This is a genomic window from Glutamicibacter sp. BSL13, assembly GCF_052928425.1.
Window position 1 is genome coordinate 1 of record NZ_JAVGCZ010000035.1, and the last position, 20,565, is coordinate 20,565.

Genomic DNA, 20,565 nt, shown 5'->3' on the forward strand with positions numbered 1-20,565 from the left:
TTGTCGCCCAGCAGGTGCATCACGGCCGGGATCAGGGTCATGCGCACCACGAACGCGTCGAACAGCACGCCGAAGGCCAGCGCGAAGCCCAGCGGGCGAATCATCGCCAGGTGGGAGAAGATGAACCCGGCGAACACCGAGATCATGATCAGCGCCGCGGCGGTGACCACCGGGGCGGTCATGGAGAAGCCCGAACGCACCGCGTCACGGGCCGATTCGCCGTGCACGAACCGTTCACGCATCGCAGAGACCAGGAACACCTGGTAGTCCATGGCCAGGCCGAACAGGATGCCGGTGAGCAGGATCGGCAGGAAGCTGAGCAGCGGTCCCGGGACGTTGACCCCGAACACGCCCGAGAGCCAGCCGAACTGGTAGACCGCGGTGCTGGCGCCGAACGCGGCGGCCAGCGAGAGCAGGAAGCCGCCGGTGGCCAGCAGCGGCACCACCAGGGAACGGAAGACCAGCAGCAGCAGGATCAGCGACAGGCCCACCACGATGCTCAGGTACGGGGCCAGCGCGTTGGTGACCACCTCGGAAACGTCGATCTGCGCGGCCACCTGACCGGTCACGGCCATGTCGGTGATGCCGGTGGCGGACTGGATCCGCTCGGCGTCATCACGCAGTTCGTGCACCAGGTTCTCGGTGGCTTCCGAGGCCGGCCCGTCGGCCGGAATCACCTGGATCGCCACCAGCGAGCGGTCATCGGTCATGGTGGCCGGGATCGCGGCGATCACCGCATCATGGGTGCGCAGCTGATCGGCCACATCCAGGGCCAGCGAATCGGCCTGGCGCTGGTTCAGGTCCCCGGGCAGGTCGGCCAGCACCAGCAGCGGCCCGTTGTACCCGGCGCCGAACTTGTCACTGGTCTGCTGGTAGGCCTGGAACGCCATCGAATTGGCGGCCTCGGCCGAGCCATCGGGCAGGGCGGTGCGCATCTGGGTGGCCGGCAGGGCGATGGTGCCCAGCACCGCAACCACCGCCAGGCTCACCGGGATCGCGGCCTTGGTCAGCAGCTGTACCCAGCGCGCTGACTTCGGCTCGGAAACCACCCCGGCGGCGGCCCGTTCACGGGCCCGCTTCGAGACGATCTTGTCGCCCACCAGGGACAGCAGCGCCGGCAGCAGGGTGATTGCCAGCAGCACCGCCATCAACACGGTGAACGCGGCCGACAGGCCCAGCACGCTCAGGAAAGGCAGGCCCGGCACGGTCAACGCGGCCAGGGCAATGATCACGGTCAGCCCGGCGAAGACCACCGCGTTGCCGCTGGTGCCCACCGCCCGGGCGATCGACTCACCGACCTGCATGCCGCCCAGCACCTGGGTGCGGTGCCGGTGGATGATGAACAGCGCGTAGTCGATCCCCACCGCCAGGCCCAGCATCAGCGCCAGGGCCGGGGTAATGGAGGCCATGTCCACCAATGAGGAGAACGCCAGGGTGGTGCCCACACCGGCGCCGACGCCCAGCAGCGCCAACAGCAGCGGCAGCCCGGCGGCGATCAGCGTACCTAGCATCACGATCAGCACGATCGCGGCCACCACCAGGCCCACCACCTCGGCGGCCCCGAACACCTCGGAGATGTCCTGCAGGATTTCCTTGGAGAACAGCACCTCCACGCCGGCGGCCTGCGGTCCGGTGGCGATCGCGGTGATCGCCTCACGGTCGGCCGGGGTCAGCGCATCGGTCTGCCCGCGGAAGGACACCTGGGCCACGGCGGTGGAACCGTCCTCGGAGATGAAGCGCATGTCCGAGGAGGCGCCCACCTGGCGGGCGGCGAAGTCCAGTTCGGCCCGTCCACGCTCCAGTTCACGCTCGGCCTGCGGCAGCTTCGCCTCGGCCTCCTCCAGCTCCCTGGTCTTCTGCTTGACGGTGGCTTCGCCGTCCTTCAGCTGCTTCTCGGCGGCGGCCAGTTCGGCCTTGCCGGCCTCGAACTTGGCCTTCTGCTTGTCGAACTCGGCCTGCCCGGCGTTCAGCTCCGCCCGCCCGGCATTGATTTCCTGCCATCCGGCGGCCAGCTTGGCGCGGTTGGCATCCAGTTCCCTCTTGCCGGCGTCCAGCTGCTTCTTGGCCTGGGCCAGCTTGGGGCCGGCCGCCTCCAGCTCGCCGCGCTTGGATTCCAGCTGCTGGCGTCCGGCGTTCAGCTGCTGCTTGCCCGAATCCAACTGGGCGCGGGCCTGGTCAAGCTGCTTCAGCCCGGCCTGGGCCTGGGCGATCTGCTTCAGGGAAGCCTGGGATTTCTCTTGCCCGGATGCAGCTGCCGAGCGTTGTTTTTTCAGCTCTTCGATGCTCGCCTGGGTGGTGGCGATGCCTTCCTTCAGTTTGTCGAGTTCCTCGGTAGCACCGTTCTTCTCGGCTTCGGCCAGTTGGCTATTGAGTTTCTTCAACTTTGCCTCGGCTTGGCTTAACCCCGCATCAAGCGTCTTGATCCCATCCTCGGCCTGCTGCAGCCCCTGCTGGGCCTGCTTCTTGCCGGCGGCAAGTTCCTTTTCCCGTTCGGCGCGGGACTTGCCGTCCAGGATCTTGTTCAGGTTCGCCCGGTACTGCTTTTCCCCGGCGGCCAATTCCTTGGCCGACGCATCGAGCTTCTGTTCCCCGGCGGCAAACTGCTTTTGCCCGGCCGCGTACTGTGCGTACCCGGACTGGTACTCGGCCATCCCGGCCTTCCACTGGCGTTCGCCAGCATCAAACTGGGCCTGCCCCTTGCGCAGTTCGGCTTCCCCCGAGCGTAGCTCGGCCCAGCCCTGGGCGAGCTTCGCCTCGGCGGCGTTGATCTGCGGTTCGCCCTGCTTGATTTCCTTCTGCCCGTCGAACAGCTGGGCCCAGCCCTCGGTCAGCTCCTCGCGCGCGTCCTCCAACTGCTGCTTGCCGTCGGCGATCTGCTGTTTGCCGTCCTCGAGCTCCTTCTGCCCGTCGTCCAGCTTCTTTTGCGCCTTGGCCAGTTCCGGCTCGGCCTCATCGAGCTGTTCCTGCAGCTCGAACGGGCGGGCCACGTTCACAACCTCACGGTGGTGCTCCAGCTGATCCAGCGCCGACTCAATGGCCTGGGACTGCTGCTCGTTGAGTGGACGGTTGCTGGATTCGCGGAAGACAATCGCCCCGGAGCCGCCAGCCAGGTCCGGAAGTTCACGTTCCATCCGGTCCAGGGTGCGCTGGGTTTCGGTGCCCGGCAGGGAGAAGGTGTTGGACAGCTGGCCCATGAACAAGGTAGCGCTGGTGCCGATGGCGATGAAGACGGCCAACCAGATGGAGATCATCCGGAAACGGTGCCGGTGGGCCCAGGAGGCCAGGCGGTAAAGGAAGGAAGCCATGGGGGTTAAAGGTCCTTGTCCGTGGAATCGGAGGTGGTCAAAAGCGCCGGGAAGCCGTCACGCAGCTGCTCCAGGGCGTGGGTGAGCAGAGAATGCAGTTCCTGGATCTGCTGCGGGGAAATGTCCAGGGGGGCGTTGGCCTCGGGACCGGTGGTGAACGCCAGCTGGCGGGTCCATTCCTCGAAGGCGGCCTGTCCGGCCCCCAGCACGACGTGGGAGAAGATCCGCACCTCGAACGGGTCGGCCTCCGGGTACTTGCGCTCAATGGTGGTGATGATGTCCCGCGAGGAGTTCTGCCACTGGTTCGGGTGGCTGCCGCCGGGCTGGTGTGAGCAGTCCTCGGCGTAGATCCCCAGGTAGGCCACCGGTTCCAGCAGCTGCGGCACCCCGGCGCCCTGCAGGGCCCGGATGGCGGCGGTGATCAGCGGCAGTTCCTGGGTGGATTCGGCCAGCACCTCCACCACGCGGTCCAGCAGCCGCTGCAGCGGTTCGGCCAGCACGGCGTCCACAGTGGGGAAGTAGTTGAACAGGGTGCGCCGGGAGATGCCGGCGGCCTCGGCGATGGCGGTGGCGGTCATGGCCTCGCGGCCCTGGTTGCGCAGCAGCGTCAACGCGGCGTCTACAATGGCCTGCCGGGTTGCCTGCTTGTTCATTTCGCGGCGGGTGCCGCTGGAGTCAGTTGTCACGAGTTTTACACTACGTGCAATTTTGCACTCGGTGCAAACCCTTTTTCATGTGTTCGGTCACAGTCGGAACCGGTCCGGTGTTGCAGGGTCCGTCAATACGAAAGCGGGGCCGAATCCCTGATGGATTCGGCCCCGCTCTCTAATGACTGGCCCGTAGCCGGACCGGCCCGGGATGAGCCCGGTTAGTGCACCGGCTGCGCCTGCGGCTCCGGCTGGGAGGTGGCGGCGTGCTCATCGGCGAACGGATTACCCGCCCGCGGCGCGTCGTACAGGTCCTTATCCAAGATGCCCTCGCGCTTGGCCACGATCGTGGGCACCAGCGCCTGGCCGGCCACGTTCACCGCGGTGCGGCCCATGTCGATGATCGGGTCCACGGCCATCAGCAGGCCCACGCCGGCCAGCGGCAGGCCCAGGGTGGACAGGGTCAGGGTCAGCATCACGATCGCGCCGGTGGTGCCGGCGGTCGCGGCCGAACCGAGCACCGAGACCAGGGCGATCAGCAGGTAGTCGGTCAGCCCCAGGTCAATGTGGAAGAACTGGGCGACGAAGATCGCCGAAACCGCCGGGTAGATGGCCGCGCAGCCATCCATCTTGGTGGTCGCGCCCAGCGGCACCGCGAAGGAGGCGTAGCCGGAGGGCACACCCAGGTTGCGTTCGGTCACCCGCTGGGTCAGCGGCAGGGTGCCGATCGAGGAGCGGGAAACAAAGCCCAGCTGCACCGCTGGCCACACCCCGGAGAAGTACTGCTTGATGCCCAGCCCGTGCAGGCGCACCAGTACCGGGTAGAGCGCGAACAGCACCAGCGCCAGGCCCACGTAGATCGCCAGGGTGAACTTGCCCAGCGCACCAATGGTGTCCCAGCCGTAGACGGCCACGGCGTTGCCGATCAGGCCAATGGTGCCGATCGGGGCGATGCGGATGATCCACCACAACACCTTTTGGATGATGGCCAGGAAGGAGGCGGAGAAGTCCAGGAACGGCTTGGCGGCCTCGCCCACCTTCAGTGCGGCCACGCCCACGGCGATGGCGATCACCAGGATCTGCAGCACGTTGAAGCTCAGCGAGGTGCTGGCCGCCCCGTCCTCAATGCTGGTGTTGGCTCCCAGCCCCAGGAAGTTGGCCGGGATCAGCCCGGTGAGGAAGCCCAGCCAGCTGCCGGTCTTGCCGTCGTAGTTCTCCGGCATGTCCTGGCCGGTATTGGCGCCGGGCTGGAACACCAGCCCCAGGGTGATGCCGATCAGCACCGAGATCAGTGCGGTGATCCCGAACCACAGCAGGGTCTGCCAGGCCAGACGGGCGGCATTGGTGACCTTGGCGAGATTCGCGATCGAGGCGACCACGGCGAAGAAGATCAGCGGCACCACTGCGGCACGCAGCAGGGAGACGTAGCTGGAGCCGACGATCTGCAGGGCCTGGCCCAATGCGGTGGGCTCTTCGGCGGTGCTGCCGGTGTATTTGGCAACCAGGCCGAGGATGAGCCCGAGGATCAGGGCCGCGATGATCTGCGGCCCGAAGCCGGTCACCCAGCCGGGAAGTCTTTTGGTGTTCAGTGAAGTAGCCATGATCCACCACCGTAGGGGGCGTAACGTACCAGCAGAGAACCCATATTTCTTATTATTACGAAAGCCGAATTTTTGCTGATTGTGTCACGCCCGCCTGTGCCGCGCTTCACCGAAAGGCACGGAATAAAGCGTTAACCACGCAATGGTTCGTCATACTCGCCCAGTACGTTGCCAGACGGACCTGCGCCAGCCAATCCGTGCGGGGACGCGTGCTACTCGACCCAGGCCGCGGCCCGTACCGGGGCCCCGTCGCAGGATTCCAGGTTCAGGGGAAAGAATCCGATGCGGCAGGAATCGGGCAGCCCGGTGGCGCCGCGCAGGTTCTCCACGATCAGCCGGTCGCTGCCCAGCACCAGCTCGTGCACCGGAAACCCGGTGGCGTGTTCTTCCTGCCGGGTGTGGTCCGGGTTCAGCGTGTCCACGGCCAGCACCCGCATCCCGCGCTCGATCAGCAATTGCACAAGCGCCGGCTCCAGCACCGGATGCTCCAGGTAGGAGTCGGTGCCGTAGTGCCGGTCCCACCCCGTGGCGATCACCACGATCGATGGAACCGATTCGGGAATCTGCCCGCCGAGGCGCTCCCGGCCAAGAACCTCCCGCGGCCGGGCCTGGCCCACCTGGATCACCACCGCTTGCGCGCACAGCTCATCCAGGTCGATCTGCGAGGTGCTGCGCCCCGCGGCGATTACGTGGCTTGGCGCATCCAGGTGGGTTCCGGTGTGCGAACCGCAGTGAACCGCGGTGACGGCCACACCGTCAGTCGCCTGCTGCAGCGCCGGCTGCAGTAGGACCTGGGGGTCCTGCGGGTAGACCTGCATGCCGCTGCTGATCGGGTGCGTCAAGTCAAGGACTGGCATGCGAACTCCTTTCCGTTGAATTGGCTCTCGAACCGGTGAGCGGCGCTTCTGCTTCCGGCGCGCCCTGCTCCAGCAACCCTAGTGAACGATCAGGGGAGTGGGAAGGAGGGCCAGGCCAAACTACGATGGGGAAAACAGGTTGAGGAAAGGGGCAGAACCGTGAAGATCTACATCACCAGCGTCTTTGTTGATGACCAAAGCAGGGCCCGCGATTTTTACACCCGCGTCCTGGGCTTCAAGATCAAGCACGACATCCCGATGGGCACCGACAGCTGGATCACGCTGACCGCACCCGGGGAGCTGGATGGACCGGAGCTGCTGCTTGAACCCTCCAGCCACCCGGCGGTGCTGCCCTTCAAGCAGGCCCTGGTGGCCGACGGAATACCCTTCACCTCATTCGCCGTCCAGGACGTGCAGGCCGAATACCGGCGGCTGCGGGGGTTGGGCGTGGAATTCACCCAGGAACCCACCGACATGGGGCCGGTGACCACCGCCGTCTTCGATGACACCTGCGGCAATCTGATCCAGCTGAGCAGCTACGCGGGCTAAGCGCCGCGGTGAGCGATTCCAAGCCCGCCGCTGCGGGGCAGACCGGTTCCTGGCATGTGCCCGCTCCCACCGACGGGGATCGGGTCTGGTCCCGGCTCGCCGCGTATGTGCGATCCGGGGATTTCTTGCTGCACGGCTCCAGGACACCGGGCCTGCATCAGCTGACTCCCAGGACACCCATTGACCACAGCCCCGACACGTTTTCCAAAACCACCGCGGTGTTCGCCACCGAGGACCCCACCTGGGCCATCGCCTACGCGGTGCGCTCGGCCAACACCCCGGGTTTTCTCAACGCCTGCTTTTATCCGGACAGCACACCCGGACGGGAGGCCGAGCGCCGGATCTTCCTCTCCTTTGCGCTCCCGGAGAACGGGCAGCCGCCAATGGACGCCGGGGTCGTGTACGTGCTCCCGGCCCAGGGCTTTAGCCGGATGCCCAGTTACCTGGATCCGCAGCTCGGGGTGATCACCGAATGCCAGTGGATCAGCACCGACCCGGTGCCGGTGAGCGCCGCAATCCCGGTGCACCCGCAGAACCTTCCGCTCCAGCCACGACACCATGATCATCGCGAGGCTGTCCGCCGCGCCGCCGACGAGCCCCACGGCTTTCCCTGGCTGGGCCGTTCACGCGCTGCGAAGCGCTCGCCGTAGCTGCGGCGTCGGTAGGGCGGCAGCGACCGAAGGCGTTGACCGGATTGCGGCATGCCGGTGGGGCACGGCAAGACCCGCACCGAGGACGGGTGCGGGTCTTCGCCACGGGCGGACGCTGGCTAGTCCAGCAGGGCGCGCTTGAGCGTGTCCAGGCCCACCGACCCAAGCTTCAGGGCCCGGGTGTGGAAGGCCTTCACGTCGAAGTCCTCGCCTTCGCGTGCCGAGAGCTCATCGCGGATCTGCTCCCACAGCCGCTGGCCCACCTTGTAGCTGGGTGCCTGTCCCGGCCATCCCAGGTAGCGGGTGAACTCGAAGTCCAGCTGCCCGGGGGACTCGTCAAAGTTGGCCTTGAGGAATTCGTAGCCCTTCTGCGCCGTCCAGGTGCCTTCGCCCCAGGCTTGGGGGACCTCCAGCTCCAGGTGCACGCCGATGTCGAAGACCACGCGGGCCGCGCGCATCCGCTGCGCGTCCAGCATGCCCATGTGGTCGCCCGGGTCATCCAGGTACCCCAGCTGCTGCATCAGCCGCTCCGAGTACAGGGCCCACCCCTCGCCGTGGCCCGAAACCCAGCACAGGTTGCGGCGCCACTTGTTCAGCGTGTCCGCCTGCAGTTGCGCGGTGCCGATCTGCAGGTGGTGGCCCGGTACCCCCTCGTGGTAGACGGTGGTCAGCTCCGACCAGGTGGAGAACTCCTCCTCACCCGGCGGGATTGACCACCACATGCGTCCGGGACGGGAGAAGTCATCGGAGGGCCCGGTGTAGTAGATGCCGCCATCCTCGGTGGGGGCGATCATGCATTCGATGCGGTCCATGGGGGAGGGGATGTCAAAGTGGGTGCCGGCCAGGTCGGCCAGCGCCGCGTCGGCCTTCTGCTGCATCCAGGTGCGCAGCGCCTCGGTGCCCTTGAGCTTGCGCGCAGCATCCTGGTTCAGGATCTGCTTGGCCTCCTCGATCGTGGCCCCGGGCTTGATCTGCGCGGCGACGCGTTCCTGCTCGGCGATGATGCGGGCCAGTTCCTCAACGCCCCAGGCGTAGGTTTCCTCCAGGTCCACCTCCGCGCCCAGGAAGTAGCGTGAAGCCAGGGCGTAGTGTTCGCGGCCCACTGCATCCTTTTCAGGCGCCATGGGCAGCAGCTCCTCGCCCAGCACCTCGGCCAGTGACCGGTAGGCATCCTTTGCCTGCTTCGCGCCGTTGCCAAGCGCCTGGGCCAGGGACGCGTCCACTGCGGCCCCGGCGGAGGCCAGCTCGTCGAAGAACCCGCCGTCCTTGGCGTAGTCGGTCGCCTGCTCGATCACGATCTTCACCTGCCGGCGGGCGGCGATCTGGCCCTTGGCGGCCGAGTCGCGCAGCGAGGCGGTGTAGCCGTCCATGGCGGCCGGGACGTTGGACAGGCGCTCGGCAATGAAGCGGTAGTCCTGGGAGCTGTCCTGTGGCATCAAATCGAAGATCGCGCGGATCTCCTGCGCCTGGCTGGCGATGTTGTTCAGCTCGGTGCGTCCGGTGGCGATGATCTCCAGCTCCAGGCCGAGCCGTTCGCGCATCGCGTCGAGGGTGACTTCATCGATGGCGTCCTGGGCGGTGAGTGCGTCCAGCTTCTCCAGGGTGGCGGAGGTCAGCTCCGCGTATTTCTGCGTGCCGGCCGGGGAGTAGTCCCCGTAGCGGCTTTCATAGCCCGGCAGTCCCATTTCGGTTCCGACCTCCGGGAAGAGTTGCAGAACCTGCTCAAAGTATTCGTTGGCCACCTCATCGATGGCGGAGTCGGCGCGGGCCGATGTGTCCTTGGTCATGAGCCAAGCCTAGTGGACGTGAAATATTTGTTGAAGAGTTTTGCCAGACCAATTCCGAGGCTCTCGGCGTGCCCGACAGAGCGCGGTAGAAAATGGAATCCGCCGATTAGGTATCTTGCGATGTGAAAACCCCACCACGAACTCCTCCAGCGGTCAGCGAGGCAAGGTCGGCTCGGTGATACTGGCGGAGGCTGCCTTCACGGACCGTACCAGCCCTTACCCCGGTCGATGTCCCGTCGCGCCTTGCGCAGTGAACGAGCCGTCTGCTGATCCCGGCCCTCCCAGTCATCGGCGTGCCGGTCCAGGCTCTTGAAGGAACCGAAAACCACGGGCAGCAGGCATAGGATGATGATCCCGCCGAGCACAAGAAGCGAGGCAAAGTCCATGTTGCGAGCCTAATCAGGACGTTGAGCACATGGCAATGCCCCGTTTCCCTGCGCTGTGGGCGCAGCGCAGGGAAACGGGGCAGGAAGCCGGTGACCGCGGTGTGAGCCTGCCGGGTTAGCGGCGGCCAATGCTCCATGGAAGCCGCGGAGTGCTCAATGCGCGGCGCTTGCGGATCCGGGTGACCCGTCCGGCCGGGGTCTGCGCGGCACCGTTCTGGTTCGGCTGGGAACCCATGGCGCTGAGCAGTGCGGTGACCGCCGCCAGTTCCTCCGGGCTCGGATTGCCGCGGGTTACGGTGAGCGCGGCGGTGGCCTGCCGTGTGACGGTGTGCTGTTCCATATCCAGTCCTTCGAACTTTGCTCTGGGCGTCGCTGGGGTGTAGGCGGGGCCTACAGCGGGATGTTGCCGTGCTTCTTTGGCGGCAGGCTCGCGTGCTTCTCGCGCAGGGCGCGCAGCCCGCGCACCAGCTGCAGGCGGGTGTCGCTCGGGGCGATGACCGCGTCGATGTACCCCAGCTCCGCGGCCTGGTACGGGTTGAGCAGCTCGGCCTCGTAGCCCTCGATGATTTCCTTGCGGCGCGCCTCGACGTCGCCGCCCTCGGCCTGCACCGCCGCCAGGTCGCGGCGGTAGAGGATGTTCACCGCGCCCTGGGCGCCCATCACGCCGATCTGCGCGGTGGGCCAGGCCAGGTTCAGATCCGCGCCGAGCTTTTTGGAGCCCATCACGATGTAGGCTCCGCCGTAGGCCTTGCGGGTGATGACGGTCAGCTTCGGCACGGTGGCCTCGGCGTAGGCGTACAGCAGCTTTGCGCCGCGGCGGATGATGCCCTGGAATTCCTGGTCCTTGCCGGGCAGGAAGCCGGGCACGTCCACCAGGGTCACGATCGGGATGTTGAACGCATCGCAGTTGCGCACGAAGCGGGCGGCCTTTTCCGAGGCCGCGATGTCCAGGGTGCCGGCGAACTGCAGCGGCTGGTTGGCCACGATGCCCACGGTAGCGCCCTCGATGCGTGCGTAGCCGATCATCACGTTCGGGGCGTAAAGCGCCTGCATTTCGAAGAACTGCCCGTCATCGACCACGGATTCGATCACGGTGCGCATGTCGTAGGGCTGGTTCGCGGAGTCCGGAATCAGCGTATCGAGCTGTTCGTCCTCCTCGGTCAGCTCCAGCTCTTCCTCGAACTCGGCCAGCGGCGCGTCGGTGAGGTTCGAGGAGGGCAGGAAGTCCAGCAGTTCCTTGCAGAACTCAATGGCGTCTTCCTCATCCTCGGCCAGGTAGGTGGCGGTGCCGGTGGTGGAGTTGTGCTGACGCGCCCCACCCAGGGTTTCCATGTCCACTTCCTCGCCGGTCACGGTCTTGATGACATCCGGGCCGGTGATGAACATGTGGCTGGTCTTGTCCACCATGATCACGTAGTCGGTCAGGGCCGGGGAGTAGGCGGCGCCCCCGGCGCACGGGCCCATGATTAGGGAGATCTGCGGAACGACGCCCGAGGCGTGCACGTTGTTGCGGAAGATGTCGGCGAACATCGCCAGGGAGGCCACGCCCTCCTGGATGCGCGCACCGCCGCCGTCGTTGATTCCGACAACAGGGCAGCCGTTGCGGATCGCGAATTCCTGGACCTTGACGATCTTCTCGCCGTTCACCTGCGAGAGCGAGCCGCCGTAGACGGTGAAGTCCTGGGAGTAGACGGCAACCAGGCGGCCATCTACGGTGCCGTAGCCGCAGACCACGCCATCGCCCAGCGGCTTCTTCTTCTCCATGCCAAAGGCGGTGGAGCGGTGCACGGCCAGGGCGTCGAATTCCACGAAGGAGTTCTCATCGAGCAGCATGTCGATGCGTTCGCGGGCGGTGTGCTTGCCGCGGGCGTGCTGCTTTTCCACGGCCTCGGGGCCGGAGGGCAGCTGCGCCAGGGCCTCGCGGCGGCGGAACTCGGCGAGCTTGCCGGCGGTGGTGGACAGGTCGATCGCTTCATCCGCCTCGGTGCGCCCCTGCGTCATGCCTTCGACTCCCTTGGTTGCCTGGTTCGTAAAGTTGTGTAGGAATGGCACAAGAAAAATGCCACCCACGTCAGTCTAACTGGGAAAATGGCGGTCCTGTTTGTAGGAAGCCTACAAAATGCGTTCGTCGAATCCGGCAACAGTGCCAGATTATGTTACTCATCAGTAGCTACGGGGGACGTTTTCAAGTAATCTGGGTCACATGACTGAAGATTCGCGCAACACCATTGATCCCCAGCCTCAAACCCTGGCGGGCAAGACCATCGTGATGAGCGGCGGCAGCCGTGGCATCGGGCTGTCCATCGCCCTGCAGGCGGCCAAGTCCGGGGCCAACCTCGTGCTGCTGTCCAAGACGGACACCCCGCATCCTTCCTTGGAAGGTACCATCCACACCGCAGTGGAGCAGATCAACCAGGCCGGCGGCACCGGGCTGGCCGTGGTCGGGGACGTGCGCAAGGACGAGGACGTGGCCCGGATGGTGGACAGCGCCGTGCAGCGCTTTGGCGGGATCGACATCGTCATCAACAACGCCAGCGCCATCAACCTGGCCAAGACCGATGACGTGGACATGAAGCGCTATGACCTGATGATGGACATCAACGTGCGCGGGGCCTTCCTGCTGTCCAAGACCGCGCTGCCGCACCTGCGCAAGTCCGCCCACCCGCACATCCTGACCCTCTCCCCGCCGCTGAACCTGGATCCACGCTGGGCCGGGGCCCACCTGGCCTACACCATGAGCAAGTACGGGATGAGCATGACCACCCTGGGCCTGGCCGAGGAGCTGAAGGACGAGGGCATCGGGGTCAACTCCCTGTGGCCGGCCACGCTGATCGACACCGCGGCCATCCGCAACCTGCCCGGAGGCGGAACCATGATCAAGGGGGCGCGCGATGCCCGCATCGTCGCCGAGGCCGCCACCGCCATCCTGGCCAGCGACCCGCGCAGCTGCAGCGGCAACTTCTTCACCGACGAACAGGTGCTCTCCGCGGCGGGGGTCACCGACTTCGACGCCTACGCCACCGACCCGGCCAGCCAGCTGGTGCCGGACATCTTCCTCTAAGCGCTGCCAACACCCGCAGGGCCCCGGCGTGACGCCCACCGCGAAACCCGGCGGCAGCACGGGCGTGCGGGGGTGAGCGGTGGCATAGGCTGGAGGGCATGATGCCTTCCTCCCGCGCGCCACGCGCCGCCCTGGACGCGGCGCGCCTGTCCCAGATTGCCCGCGACCTGGGCCTTGACCCGGTGCGGCTGGTGCCTTCCACCGGTTCGACCAACGCGGACCTGGTGCAGGCCGCAGCCGAGGACAGCGCCGGGCACCTGGCGGTGCTGAGCACCGAACACCAGCAGGCGGGCAAGGGGCGCCTGGGCCGCGGCTGGGTGGTGCCGGCCGGCGCGGCGCTGACCGTGAGCATCCTGGTGCGCCCGGTGCCGGCGCTGCCGGTGGAGGCCCTGTCCTGGTACACGATGCTGGCCGCGGCCGCCTGGTGCCAGGCCATCGCCGAACGCACCGGGCTGGCCGCCGGCATTAAATGGCCCAACGACGTGCTGGTCGATTCCCGCAAGGTCTGTGGGATCCTCGCCCAGCTGGCCACCACACCGACCGGACCGGCCGTGGTGGTGGGCACCGGGATGAACGTGGACCAGGACGCCGCCGAGCTACCGGTGCCCACGGCCACCTCCCTGCGCCTGGCCAGCGGGGAACGACTGGACCGCACCGAGCTGCTGGGGGCGTACCTGCGCCGCTTCGTGAACCTGGATGCGGCCTTCCGGGCGGTAGGCGGCAACGCGGGCGCACCGCTGGCCAACCAGGGCGGATGCAGCCTGTGCGAACTGGTCGCCGAGTCGCTGGCCACGCTGGGTCAGGACGTGCGCATCGACTACCCGGATGGAACCAGTCTGCAGGCCCGGGCGTTGAACCTGGCAGCGGACGGGGCGCTGCTTGTGCGCGATGAGCACGGCACCGAGCACCGGGTGCTGGCCGGGGACGTGCACCATGTGCGGCGCAGCGACGGGCAGTACGCCTAGGCGGTGCGCCGGCCCCGGAGCCAAACCGGTGGGGGCGCGGGACTAGTATGGAATACGGACCCCCGCTTTTTCGGGGAACTGCAACCGCTGAAGGCAGGCAGCACAAGGCAAGCGAGGAGGTGCCGGCACGGCCATCATGAAGCTACCGCTACACCAGAACGAGTGCGTGATCATCAAGACCCGTGTGCACTCCCGGGTGCTGCGCCAGCCGTTCATCACCCTGCTGATCCTCACCGGAAGTTTCGCCTTTATCCTCGGCTACCTCTCGCGCCAGCAGCTTCCCGGGTGGATTGCTCCCAACGCCGGGGTGCTTTCCTGGCTGTTCGTGCTGCTGTGGTTCCTGCTGGTGGGCATCTGGTGCGTTGCCCCGTGGATCGGCTGGCTGCGCTCGCGGATCGTGCTGACGACCGAGCGGATCTTGTTCCGCACCCCGCGCAGCGGCGGCCAGCTGCAGTCGGTGGGGCTGTACACGGTGCGCGACCTGCTGGCCCACACCCGCAAGAAGAAGAACCCGGCACAGCGGCCGGGCACGTTGGACGTGGTGCTGAACCACGGCTATGTCAGGATTCCCCATGTTCCGGCGGTGACCTCCTTCCGCCGGCTGGCCATCGAGGCGCTGCAGAACATGGGTGGGAACAACCAAGTGGCCGGACCCTTTGGGACCGCGGCCGGTGAGGGGAACGATCGATGAGCTCCGAGCACACTAGCCCTTCCCGCAGCGAAACCCCGCAGGCGGCCAGCGACGCCGCCCTGGAGGCGCGCACCCAGGCGCTGCCCAAGATCCGCCTGGAGGCCGACCCGATCCAGGAGCTGGCCCAGGCCATGGAGAACCCGCTGCAGGTCCCGGCCCAGGCCCCGGCCGGCATCAAGGAAACCGTTGCCGCCCTGGAGCAGCGCCTGCTGGGCGGCAAGCGTGAGTTCAAGCGCCGCGAGGTGGCCGCCGAGGCCGGGATCTCCCTGCTCTCGGCCCGCAAGCTGTGGCGGGCCATGGGCTTCCCGGAGCTGGGGGACGACGAGGTGTTCTTCACCCAGCGCGACGAGGAGGCGCTGAAGTCGATGGTTGGGCTGGTGCGCGAGGGCAAGCTCACCGAGGAAACCGCGATCTCGCTGATGCGCTCGGTGGGGCAGATGACCGACCGGATGGTGGTCTGGCAGGTCGAGGCGCTGATCGAGGACATGGTCACGAACCAGTCGATGAGCGACCGGCAGGCCCGGCGAGAACTGGTCAACATCCTGCCCCAGCTGATCGGCCCGATCGAGGACCTGCTGCTATATTCGTGGCGGCGCCAGATGAACGCGGCCATCCACCGGCTCTCGGTGCGTGCCGAGGCCGGAGTGGCGGCCTACAACCAGCACAGCGGGGAGGACGACGACGACACCCCACTGCCGCTGGCCCGCGCCGTCGGCTTCGCCGACCTGGTCTCCTACACCTCGCTCTCGCGCCGCATGAACGAACGCACCCTGGCCCAGCTGGTGCAGCGCTTTGAGGCCAAGAGCGCCGAGATCATCTCGGTGGGCGGCGGCCGGCTGGTGAAGACCATCGGCGACGAAGTGCTCTTCGTGGCCGAAACCCCGCAGGCCGGGGCCCTCATCTCCCTGGCCCTGGCCAAGGAGTTCGAGGCCGATGAGCTGCTGCCCAAGACCCGGGTCGCGGTGGTATGGGGACGGCTGCTCTCCCGGCTGGGGGACATCTACGGGCCGACCGTGAACCTGGCCGCCCGGCTGACTTCCCTGGCCGAACCGGGCACGGTGCTCACCGACGCGATCACCGCCAATACGCTGCGCAACGACGAACGCTTCGTGCTCACCGCCCAGGAGATCACCTCGGTGCGCGGGTTCGGGGACATCCAGCCCTACCTGCTCTCCGCCGGTGAGGGTGGACGGCTGGTGATCGACTGATGAGCCAGGCCAAATCGGTGGCGGGCTTCGGCCTGGTCGCCGCCGGACGCACCCACGTGGGGATGCGGCGCACCGAGAACCAGGACGCCATCCTGATCACCCCGACCGTGTTCGCGGTGGCCGACGGCATGGGCGGGCACGAGGCCGGGGAGCTGGCCAGCGAACTGGCCACCGAAACCCTGGAGGAGCTGACTTTCTACACCGACCGCACCCCGGAGCACCCGCTGCCCACGGTGCTGGATGTGATCCGCCAAGTGCAGCTGGCCGATGACCGGATCCGCGACGCGCTGGACGCCCGCGGGGGCACCACCCTGTGCGCGCTGCTGCAGGTGCGCGGCAGCGACACCGCCCGGGATTCGGTGACCGCCCCGATCTCGGTGCCGCCGTGGACCGCCAGCTTCAACCGCGAGCAGGCCCGCACCGACGTGATGGAGCGCATCACCCCCGAAATGCTGGCCGAGCACCGCCGCCGCCAGGATGAGCTGAACACCGCGGTGGACAAGCCGCAGCCGGACCTGCTGCTGGTCAACGTGGGCGACTCGCGCGGCTACCGGCTGCGCGGCGGGGTGCTGCAGCAGCTGACCCGGGACCACTCGGCGGTGCAGGAAATGGTTGACGCCGGGCAGATCACCGAGCTGGAGGCCCGCAACCACCCGCACCGCAACCTGATCACCCGTGCCCTGGGCGCCGGGGCGGACAGCCAGCCGGACACCATGGTGCTCAAAGCGCATGCCGGGGACCGATATCTGCTGTGCTCCGACGGGTTGAGCGGGGAGCTGACCGCCGAGCACCTGCAGGCGCTGCTGCTGTCCTACCAGGACCCGGAAACCGCGGTGGTCGCCCTGCTGCAGGCGGCCCTGGAGGCCGGGGGACGGGATAACATCGCCGTCATCGTCATTGACGTGCTGCCCGCCCCGGACCCGGCCGAGCTGGCCGAAGCCGCGGCGAACCGGGCGCAGCCGGTCCCGCAGGCCACCGATCCGGTACAGCCGGTCCCGGCGTCCAGCGAATCGGTGGCGCGGCCCGAAGGGCAGGACGCGGGCTAAACCCGGCGGCCGCGTTCCACCGGCTCAGGCCAGTTGGCTGCGCCCCTCCGGTGTGGGGGCGGCGCCCTGCAGCAGCGCGATGGCCCGGGCGTAGTGCACGGCGTGTTCCGGGTCGGTGCCCTGCTGCAGCCGCTCCAGTAGCCGCAGGGCCGCCTTGCGCCGCTGGTAGGCCACTTCCGAATCCAGTTCCCGCATCAGGTGGCTGCGCTGCTGTTCGCTCAGATCGCTCCACTCCCGCTGCCCGACCGGGCGCCCGGTGTCCGGTCGGGCCCGGACCGCGCAGGGGACCGGGCGGTGCCGGGCCCCTCTGCGGCGTCCTTGCCGGGCGGCAGGCCACCGGCCGGGTCGGCTTCGTGCTGCCAACCCCCGCTCCGGCGCTCGTCGTGCCCTTCACCCTCGCGTCGTGACCCCATGACACACCCCACTGCAGATCAGGCGCCGGGGCCGTGCCGGCAACGGTCATGCCCCGTCTTTGACTTGGTGGCTCCACGATACCCCGCACCACCGATCAGCAACAGGACCACCGATTCCGGCGCCCGGCTGGGGCTGGTCCCCGCGCCGCAACCGGTGTCCCCGGGATCCGGCGCCGGGGGCAAAACTCCGGGCGCGCGCAGCGCACAGGTGATCTAACTTGGCAGGTGGGGCACAATAAGGGGTGTGAGTGAAAATGCCGTTGCCCCCACCGAAACCAGTTCGGCCCCGCCGGAAGACGTGCGCGCCGCGCATGATGCCCTGGTCGAACAGATCCGCCAGCACCGCGAGGCCTACTACCAGCAGGACGCGCCGCTGATCTCGGACGCCGAATACGATGCGCTGTTCCGCGAACTGCAGCGCATCGAGGGGCAGTACCCGATCCTGGCCGGGCAGGACTCACCCACCCAGGAGGTCGGCGGGGAAGTTTCCGCGGCCTTCGCCCCGGTCACCCACGCCAGCCGGATGTACTCCCTGGAGGACGTGTTCTCCATGCCGGAGCTGGACGCCTGGCTGGAGCGGGCCGAGGCGAACGCGCTGCGCCTGCGCCCGGAGCGCAAGCCCGCCTGGCTGTGCGAGGTGAAGATCGACGGGCTGGCGCTGAACCTGACCTACCGCGACGGCAAGCTGGTGCGCGCCGCGACCCGCGGGGACGGGACCACCGGCGAGGACGTCACCCACAACGCGCTGACCATCGCCGACATCCCGCAGCAGCTCTCCGGCAGCGGCTGGCCCCACGAATTTGAGGTGCGCGGCGAGGTGTTCATCGCCACGCAGGACTTCAACGCCTACAACGAGTCGCTGATCGAACAGGGCAAGGCCCCGCTGGCCAACCCCCGCAACGCCGCCGCCGGGTCGCTGCGCCAGAAGGACCCGGCGCAGACCGCCAAGCGCCCGCTGCGCATGTTCGTGCACGGGGTGGGGCGCAACGCCGGGCTGGGCATCGCCAACCAGTCCGAAAGCTATGAGCTGATGGCCCGCTGGGGGCTGCCGGTCTCCCCGTATTCGCAGGTGGTCTCCTCGCTGGACGAGGTCGATGAGTTCATTGCCGAGCACGGGCGCAAGCGCCACGAGCTGGTGCACGACATCGACGGGATTGTGGTGAAGGTCGATGACCTGGCCACCCAGGAGCAGCTGGGCTACACCTCCCGGGTGCCGCGCTGGGCGGTGGCCTACAAGTACCCGCCGGAGGAGGTGCACACCAAGCTGCTGGACATTGCGGTGCAGGTGGGGCGCACCGGTCGGGTCACCCCGTTCGGGGTCATGGAGCCGGTGCTGGTGGCCGGATCCACCGTCGCCCGGGCCACCTTGCACAACCAGGAGGTCGTCAAGGCGAAGAACGTGAAGATCGGGGACACGGTCATCCTGCGCAAGGCCGGGGATGTGATCCCGGAGATCGTCGGACCGGTGCTGGCGCTGCGCGAGGGCAATGAGGAGAACCTGCGCGACTTCGTGATGCCCACCCACTGCCCCAGCTGCGGTGAACCACTGGCCCCGGCCAAGGAATCCGACGTGGACATCCGCTGCCTGAACGCCCAAAGCTGCCCGGCCCAGCTCACCGAACGGGTGGCGTACCTGGGCAGCCGCAGCGCCCTGGACATTGAGGCGCTGGGCTATGAGGCCGCCGCGGCGCTGACCAGCGGCCCCGGCCAGGACCCGGCCACCCAGGGCGGGATGGTGATTCCGGCCGGGGAAGGGGTGATCAGCAACGAGGCGGAAATCTTCGGCCTCAAGGACCGGCTCGATGAGCTGGCCCAGGTTCGGGTGTGGCGGGAGAAGCGCTCCAAGGGGGAGGGCACCGGGGTGTTCGAACTGGTGCCGTACTTCTTCACCCGCGGCACCAAGGCCAAGCCGCCGGCCCCCACCAAGATGACGCTGAAGCTGTTCGACGAGCTGGAAAAGGCGAAGGACCAGCCGCTGTGGCGGGTGTTGGTGGCCCTGTCCATCCGGCATGTGGGGCCCAACGCCTCCCGGGCCCTGGCTACCCGCTACGGGTCGATGGACGAGCTGCTGAAGGTGGTCGACGCCCCCGGCGCCCGCGAGGAGCTGGCGCAGATCGACTCGGTCGGGGCGATCATCGCCGAGGCGGTCGTGGACTGGTTCGCCGTGCCGTGGCACCGGAACATCGTCACCGCCTGGCAGCAGGCCGGGGTGAAGATGCGCGACGAGCTCGATCAGAGCATCGTCAAGCACCTGCAGGGCCTGGCCATCGTGGTCACCGGCACGCTGGAGGAATTCAGCCGCGACACCGCCAAGGAGGCGATCATCGTGCGCGGGGGCAAGGCCACCGGCAGCGTGTCGAAGAAAACCGATTTCCTGGTGGCCGGGCAGGCCGCCGGGTCGAAACTGGACAAGGCCCAGTCCCTGGGCGTCCCGGTGCTGGATGAGGCCGGGTTCAAGGTGCTGCTGGAGCAGGGCCCGGACGCGGCACGAGAAGTCGCCCAGCAGGGCGCGGAAGGTGGGGCATGAACCCGAAGAACCCCGTGGAACACGACCCGCTGGTGCTGCTGGCCCGTCAGGCCGCCGGCGCCGGCGCCCAGGTGCTGGCCCGGCGCGGCACCCGCGCGCTGGGGGTGGATGAGAAATCCGCGGCCGGTGATTGGGTCACCGACTTTGACCGGTCCGCCGAGGAGGCGATCCGCGCCGCAATCATCACCACCCGGCCGAACGACGCGCTGACCGGGGAGGAATTCGGCTCGCACACCCCGGCCAAGCCCAGCGGCTACCGCTGGAGCATCGACCCACTGGATGGGACCGCGAACTTCGTGCGCGGCATCCACTACTACGCCTCCTCCGTGGCCGTGTGCCACACCAGCGAGGAAGGGGAGGTGACCTGGCTGGCCGGCGCCATCCAGGCCCCGGCCCTGGGCGCGGAGTACTACGCCGGGCGTGGACTGGGGGCCTGGAAGCAGGACCTGGCCACCCGCACCACCACCCGGCTTTCCGGCCCGCAGCAAACCACCGCCAAGGTGCTGGCCACCGGGTTCGGGTATGACGCCCCCCGCCGCCAGTTCCAAGCCCGGGTGCTCACCGACCTGCTGGAGGACTACGTCAACGTGCGGCGCCTGGGGTCGGCCGCGCTGGATTTGTGCCTGGTGGCCGAGGGCGCGCTCGACGCCTACGCCGAGTACGGCACCCAGGAATATGACTGGGCCGCCGGCGCGCTGATCGCCGAGGAAGCCGGTGTGGCGGTGCACCGCCCCTCCAGCACCCCGGGCTGGCAGTACGCCGGGTACATTGACGCGCAGAAGCTGGGCGAACCCCAGCCGGCCCAGGACTAGGAGCCGCGGCGCAGCGCCACGGCAAACGGCGCCCCTTCCCGCAGGCAAGGCCCGCGGGAA

18 protein-coding genes are annotated in these 20,565 nt (G+C 67.8%); 9 read left to right on the forward strand and 9 right to left on the reverse strand.

Features of this window, described 5'->3' with window-relative positions; genetic code table 11:
* The 4 genes from RCJ92_RS08315 to RCJ92_RS08330 form a co-directional block, all read right to left on the reverse strand.
* The coding region (locus tag RCJ92_RS08315; protein WP_446754298.1) for an MMPL family transporter at nt 1-3,305 on the reverse strand (3,305 nt) is incomplete at its 3' end.
* A gap of 5 nt (nt 3,306-3,310) precedes the next feature.
* On the reverse strand, nt 3,311-3,991 hold the full coding sequence (locus tag RCJ92_RS08320) for a TetR/AcrR family transcriptional regulator (protein ID WP_446754299.1): 681 nt from the start codon (nt 3,989-3,991) through the stop codon (nt 3,311-3,313).
* 182 nt (nt 3,992-4,173) lie between these two features.
* Complete coding sequence (locus RCJ92_RS08325; protein ID WP_343830965.1) at nt 4,174-5,553, reverse strand: dicarboxylate/amino acid:cation symporter; 1,380 nt, start codon at nt 5,551-5,553, stop codon at nt 4,174-4,176.
* Nucleotides 5,554-5,765: 212 nt separating this feature from the next.
* Nucleotides 5,766-6,410, reverse strand: a complete 645-nt coding sequence (locus tag RCJ92_RS08330; RefSeq protein WP_054820834.1) for a cyclase family protein — start codon at nt 6,408-6,410, stop codon at nt 5,766-5,768.
* Nucleotides 6,411-6,569: 159 nt separating this feature from the next.
* Between RCJ92_RS08330 and RCJ92_RS08335 the strand changes: the two genes are divergently transcribed.
* A complete protein-coding gene (locus tag RCJ92_RS08335) occupies nt 6,570-6,959 on the forward strand; it encodes a VOC family protein (RefSeq protein WP_138175317.1) in 390 nt (129 codons plus the stop codon).
* Nucleotides 6,960-6,967: 8 nt separating this feature from the next.
* Nucleotides 6,968-7,609 (forward strand): hypothetical protein, encoded by a 642-nt coding sequence (locus tag RCJ92_RS08340; protein ID WP_446754300.1) that lies wholly within the window; start codon nt 6,968-6,970, stop codon nt 7,607-7,609.
* A 119-nt stretch (nt 7,610-7,728) separates the two neighbouring features.
* On the opposite strand, the gene RCJ92_RS08345 is transcribed toward RCJ92_RS08340, so the two are convergent.
* The 4 genes from RCJ92_RS08345 to RCJ92_RS08360 all read right to left on the reverse strand — a co-directional run bounded on the left by RCJ92_RS08345 (nt 7,729) and on the right by RCJ92_RS08360 (nt 11,783).
* The gene (locus RCJ92_RS08345) at nt 7,729-9,396 is read right to left on the reverse strand and encodes a DUF885 domain-containing protein (protein ID WP_446754301.1); all 1,668 of its coding nucleotides are present in this window, start codon (nt 9,394-9,396) and stop codon (nt 7,729-7,731) included.
* 197 nt (nt 9,397-9,593) lie between these two features.
* Nucleotides 9,594-9,782 carry a hypothetical protein gene (locus RCJ92_RS08350; RefSeq protein WP_343830972.1) on the reverse strand — a complete coding sequence of 63 codons (189 nt, stop codon included), beginning with the start codon at nt 9,780-9,782 and terminating at the stop codon, nt 9,594-9,596.
* Between the two features lie 115 nt (nt 9,783-9,897).
* Nucleotides 9,898-10,122: an acyl-CoA carboxylase subunit epsilon gene (locus RCJ92_RS08355; RefSeq protein ID WP_346922374.1), complete on the reverse strand. Its 225-nt coding sequence runs from the start codon at nt 10,120-10,122 to the stop codon at nt 9,898-9,900.
* 50 nt (nt 10,123-10,172) lie between these two features.
* The gene (locus RCJ92_RS08360; RefSeq protein WP_138925778.1) at nt 10,173-11,783 is read right to left on the reverse strand and encodes an acyl-CoA carboxylase subunit beta; all 1,611 of its coding nucleotides are present in this window, start codon (nt 11,781-11,783) and stop codon (nt 10,173-10,175) included.
* A gap of 202 nt (nt 11,784-11,985) precedes the next feature.
* Between RCJ92_RS08360 and RCJ92_RS08365 the strand changes: the two genes are divergently transcribed.
* The 5 genes from RCJ92_RS08365 to RCJ92_RS08385 all read left to right on the forward strand — a co-directional run bounded on the left by RCJ92_RS08365 (nt 11,986) and on the right by RCJ92_RS08385 (nt 16,753).
* On the forward strand, nt 11,986-12,843 hold the full coding sequence (locus tag RCJ92_RS08365) for an SDR family oxidoreductase (protein WP_446754302.1): 858 nt from the start codon (nt 11,986-11,988) through the stop codon (nt 12,841-12,843).
* A 98-nt stretch (nt 12,844-12,941) separates the two neighbouring features.
* Nucleotides 12,942-13,808, forward strand: coding sequence for a biotin--[acetyl-CoA-carboxylase] ligase (locus RCJ92_RS08370; protein WP_446754303.1), 867 nt, complete (start codon nt 12,942-12,944; stop codon nt 13,806-13,808).
* 136 nt (nt 13,809-13,944) lie between these two features.
* On the forward strand, nt 13,945-14,499 hold the full coding sequence (locus RCJ92_RS08375; protein ID WP_446754304.1) for a hypothetical protein: 555 nt from the start codon (nt 13,945-13,947) through the stop codon (nt 14,497-14,499).
* Entirely contained in the window at nt 14,496-15,707 is a 1,212-nt protein-coding gene (locus tag RCJ92_RS08380) for an adenylate/guanylate cyclase domain-containing protein (protein ID WP_343830979.1), read from the forward strand. The genes RCJ92_RS08375 and RCJ92_RS08380 overlap by 4 nt, the downstream gene beginning before the upstream one ends.
* Nucleotides 15,707-16,753 carry a PP2C family protein-serine/threonine phosphatase gene (locus RCJ92_RS08385; protein ID WP_446754305.1) on the forward strand — a complete coding sequence of 349 codons (1,047 nt, stop codon included), beginning with the start codon at nt 15,707-15,709 and terminating at the stop codon, nt 16,751-16,753. The genes RCJ92_RS08380 and RCJ92_RS08385 overlap by 1 nt, the downstream gene beginning before the upstream one ends.
* 24 nt (nt 16,754-16,777) lie before the next feature.
* On the opposite strand, the gene RCJ92_RS08390 is transcribed toward RCJ92_RS08385, so the two are convergent.
* Nucleotides 16,778-17,116, reverse strand: coding sequence for a hypothetical protein (locus RCJ92_RS08390; protein WP_446754306.1), 339 nt, complete (start codon nt 17,114-17,116; stop codon nt 16,778-16,780).
* Nucleotides 17,117-17,410: 294 nt separating this feature from the next.
* On the opposite strand from RCJ92_RS08390, the gene ligA reads away from it, so the two are divergent.
* Both ligA and RCJ92_RS08400 read left to right on the forward strand, forming a co-directional pair.
* Nucleotides 17,411-19,693, forward strand: coding sequence for an NAD-dependent DNA ligase LigA (gene ligA / locus RCJ92_RS08395; RefSeq protein WP_446754307.1), 2,283 nt, complete (start codon nt 17,411-17,413; stop codon nt 19,691-19,693).
* Nucleotides 19,690-20,505: an inositol monophosphatase family protein gene (locus tag RCJ92_RS08400; protein WP_446754308.1), complete on the forward strand. Its 816-nt coding sequence runs from the start codon at nt 19,690-19,692 to the stop codon at nt 20,503-20,505. Before ligA ends, RCJ92_RS08400 begins: the two co-directional genes overlap by 4 nt.
* The last annotated feature ends 60 nt before the right edge of the window (nt 20,506-20,565 follow it).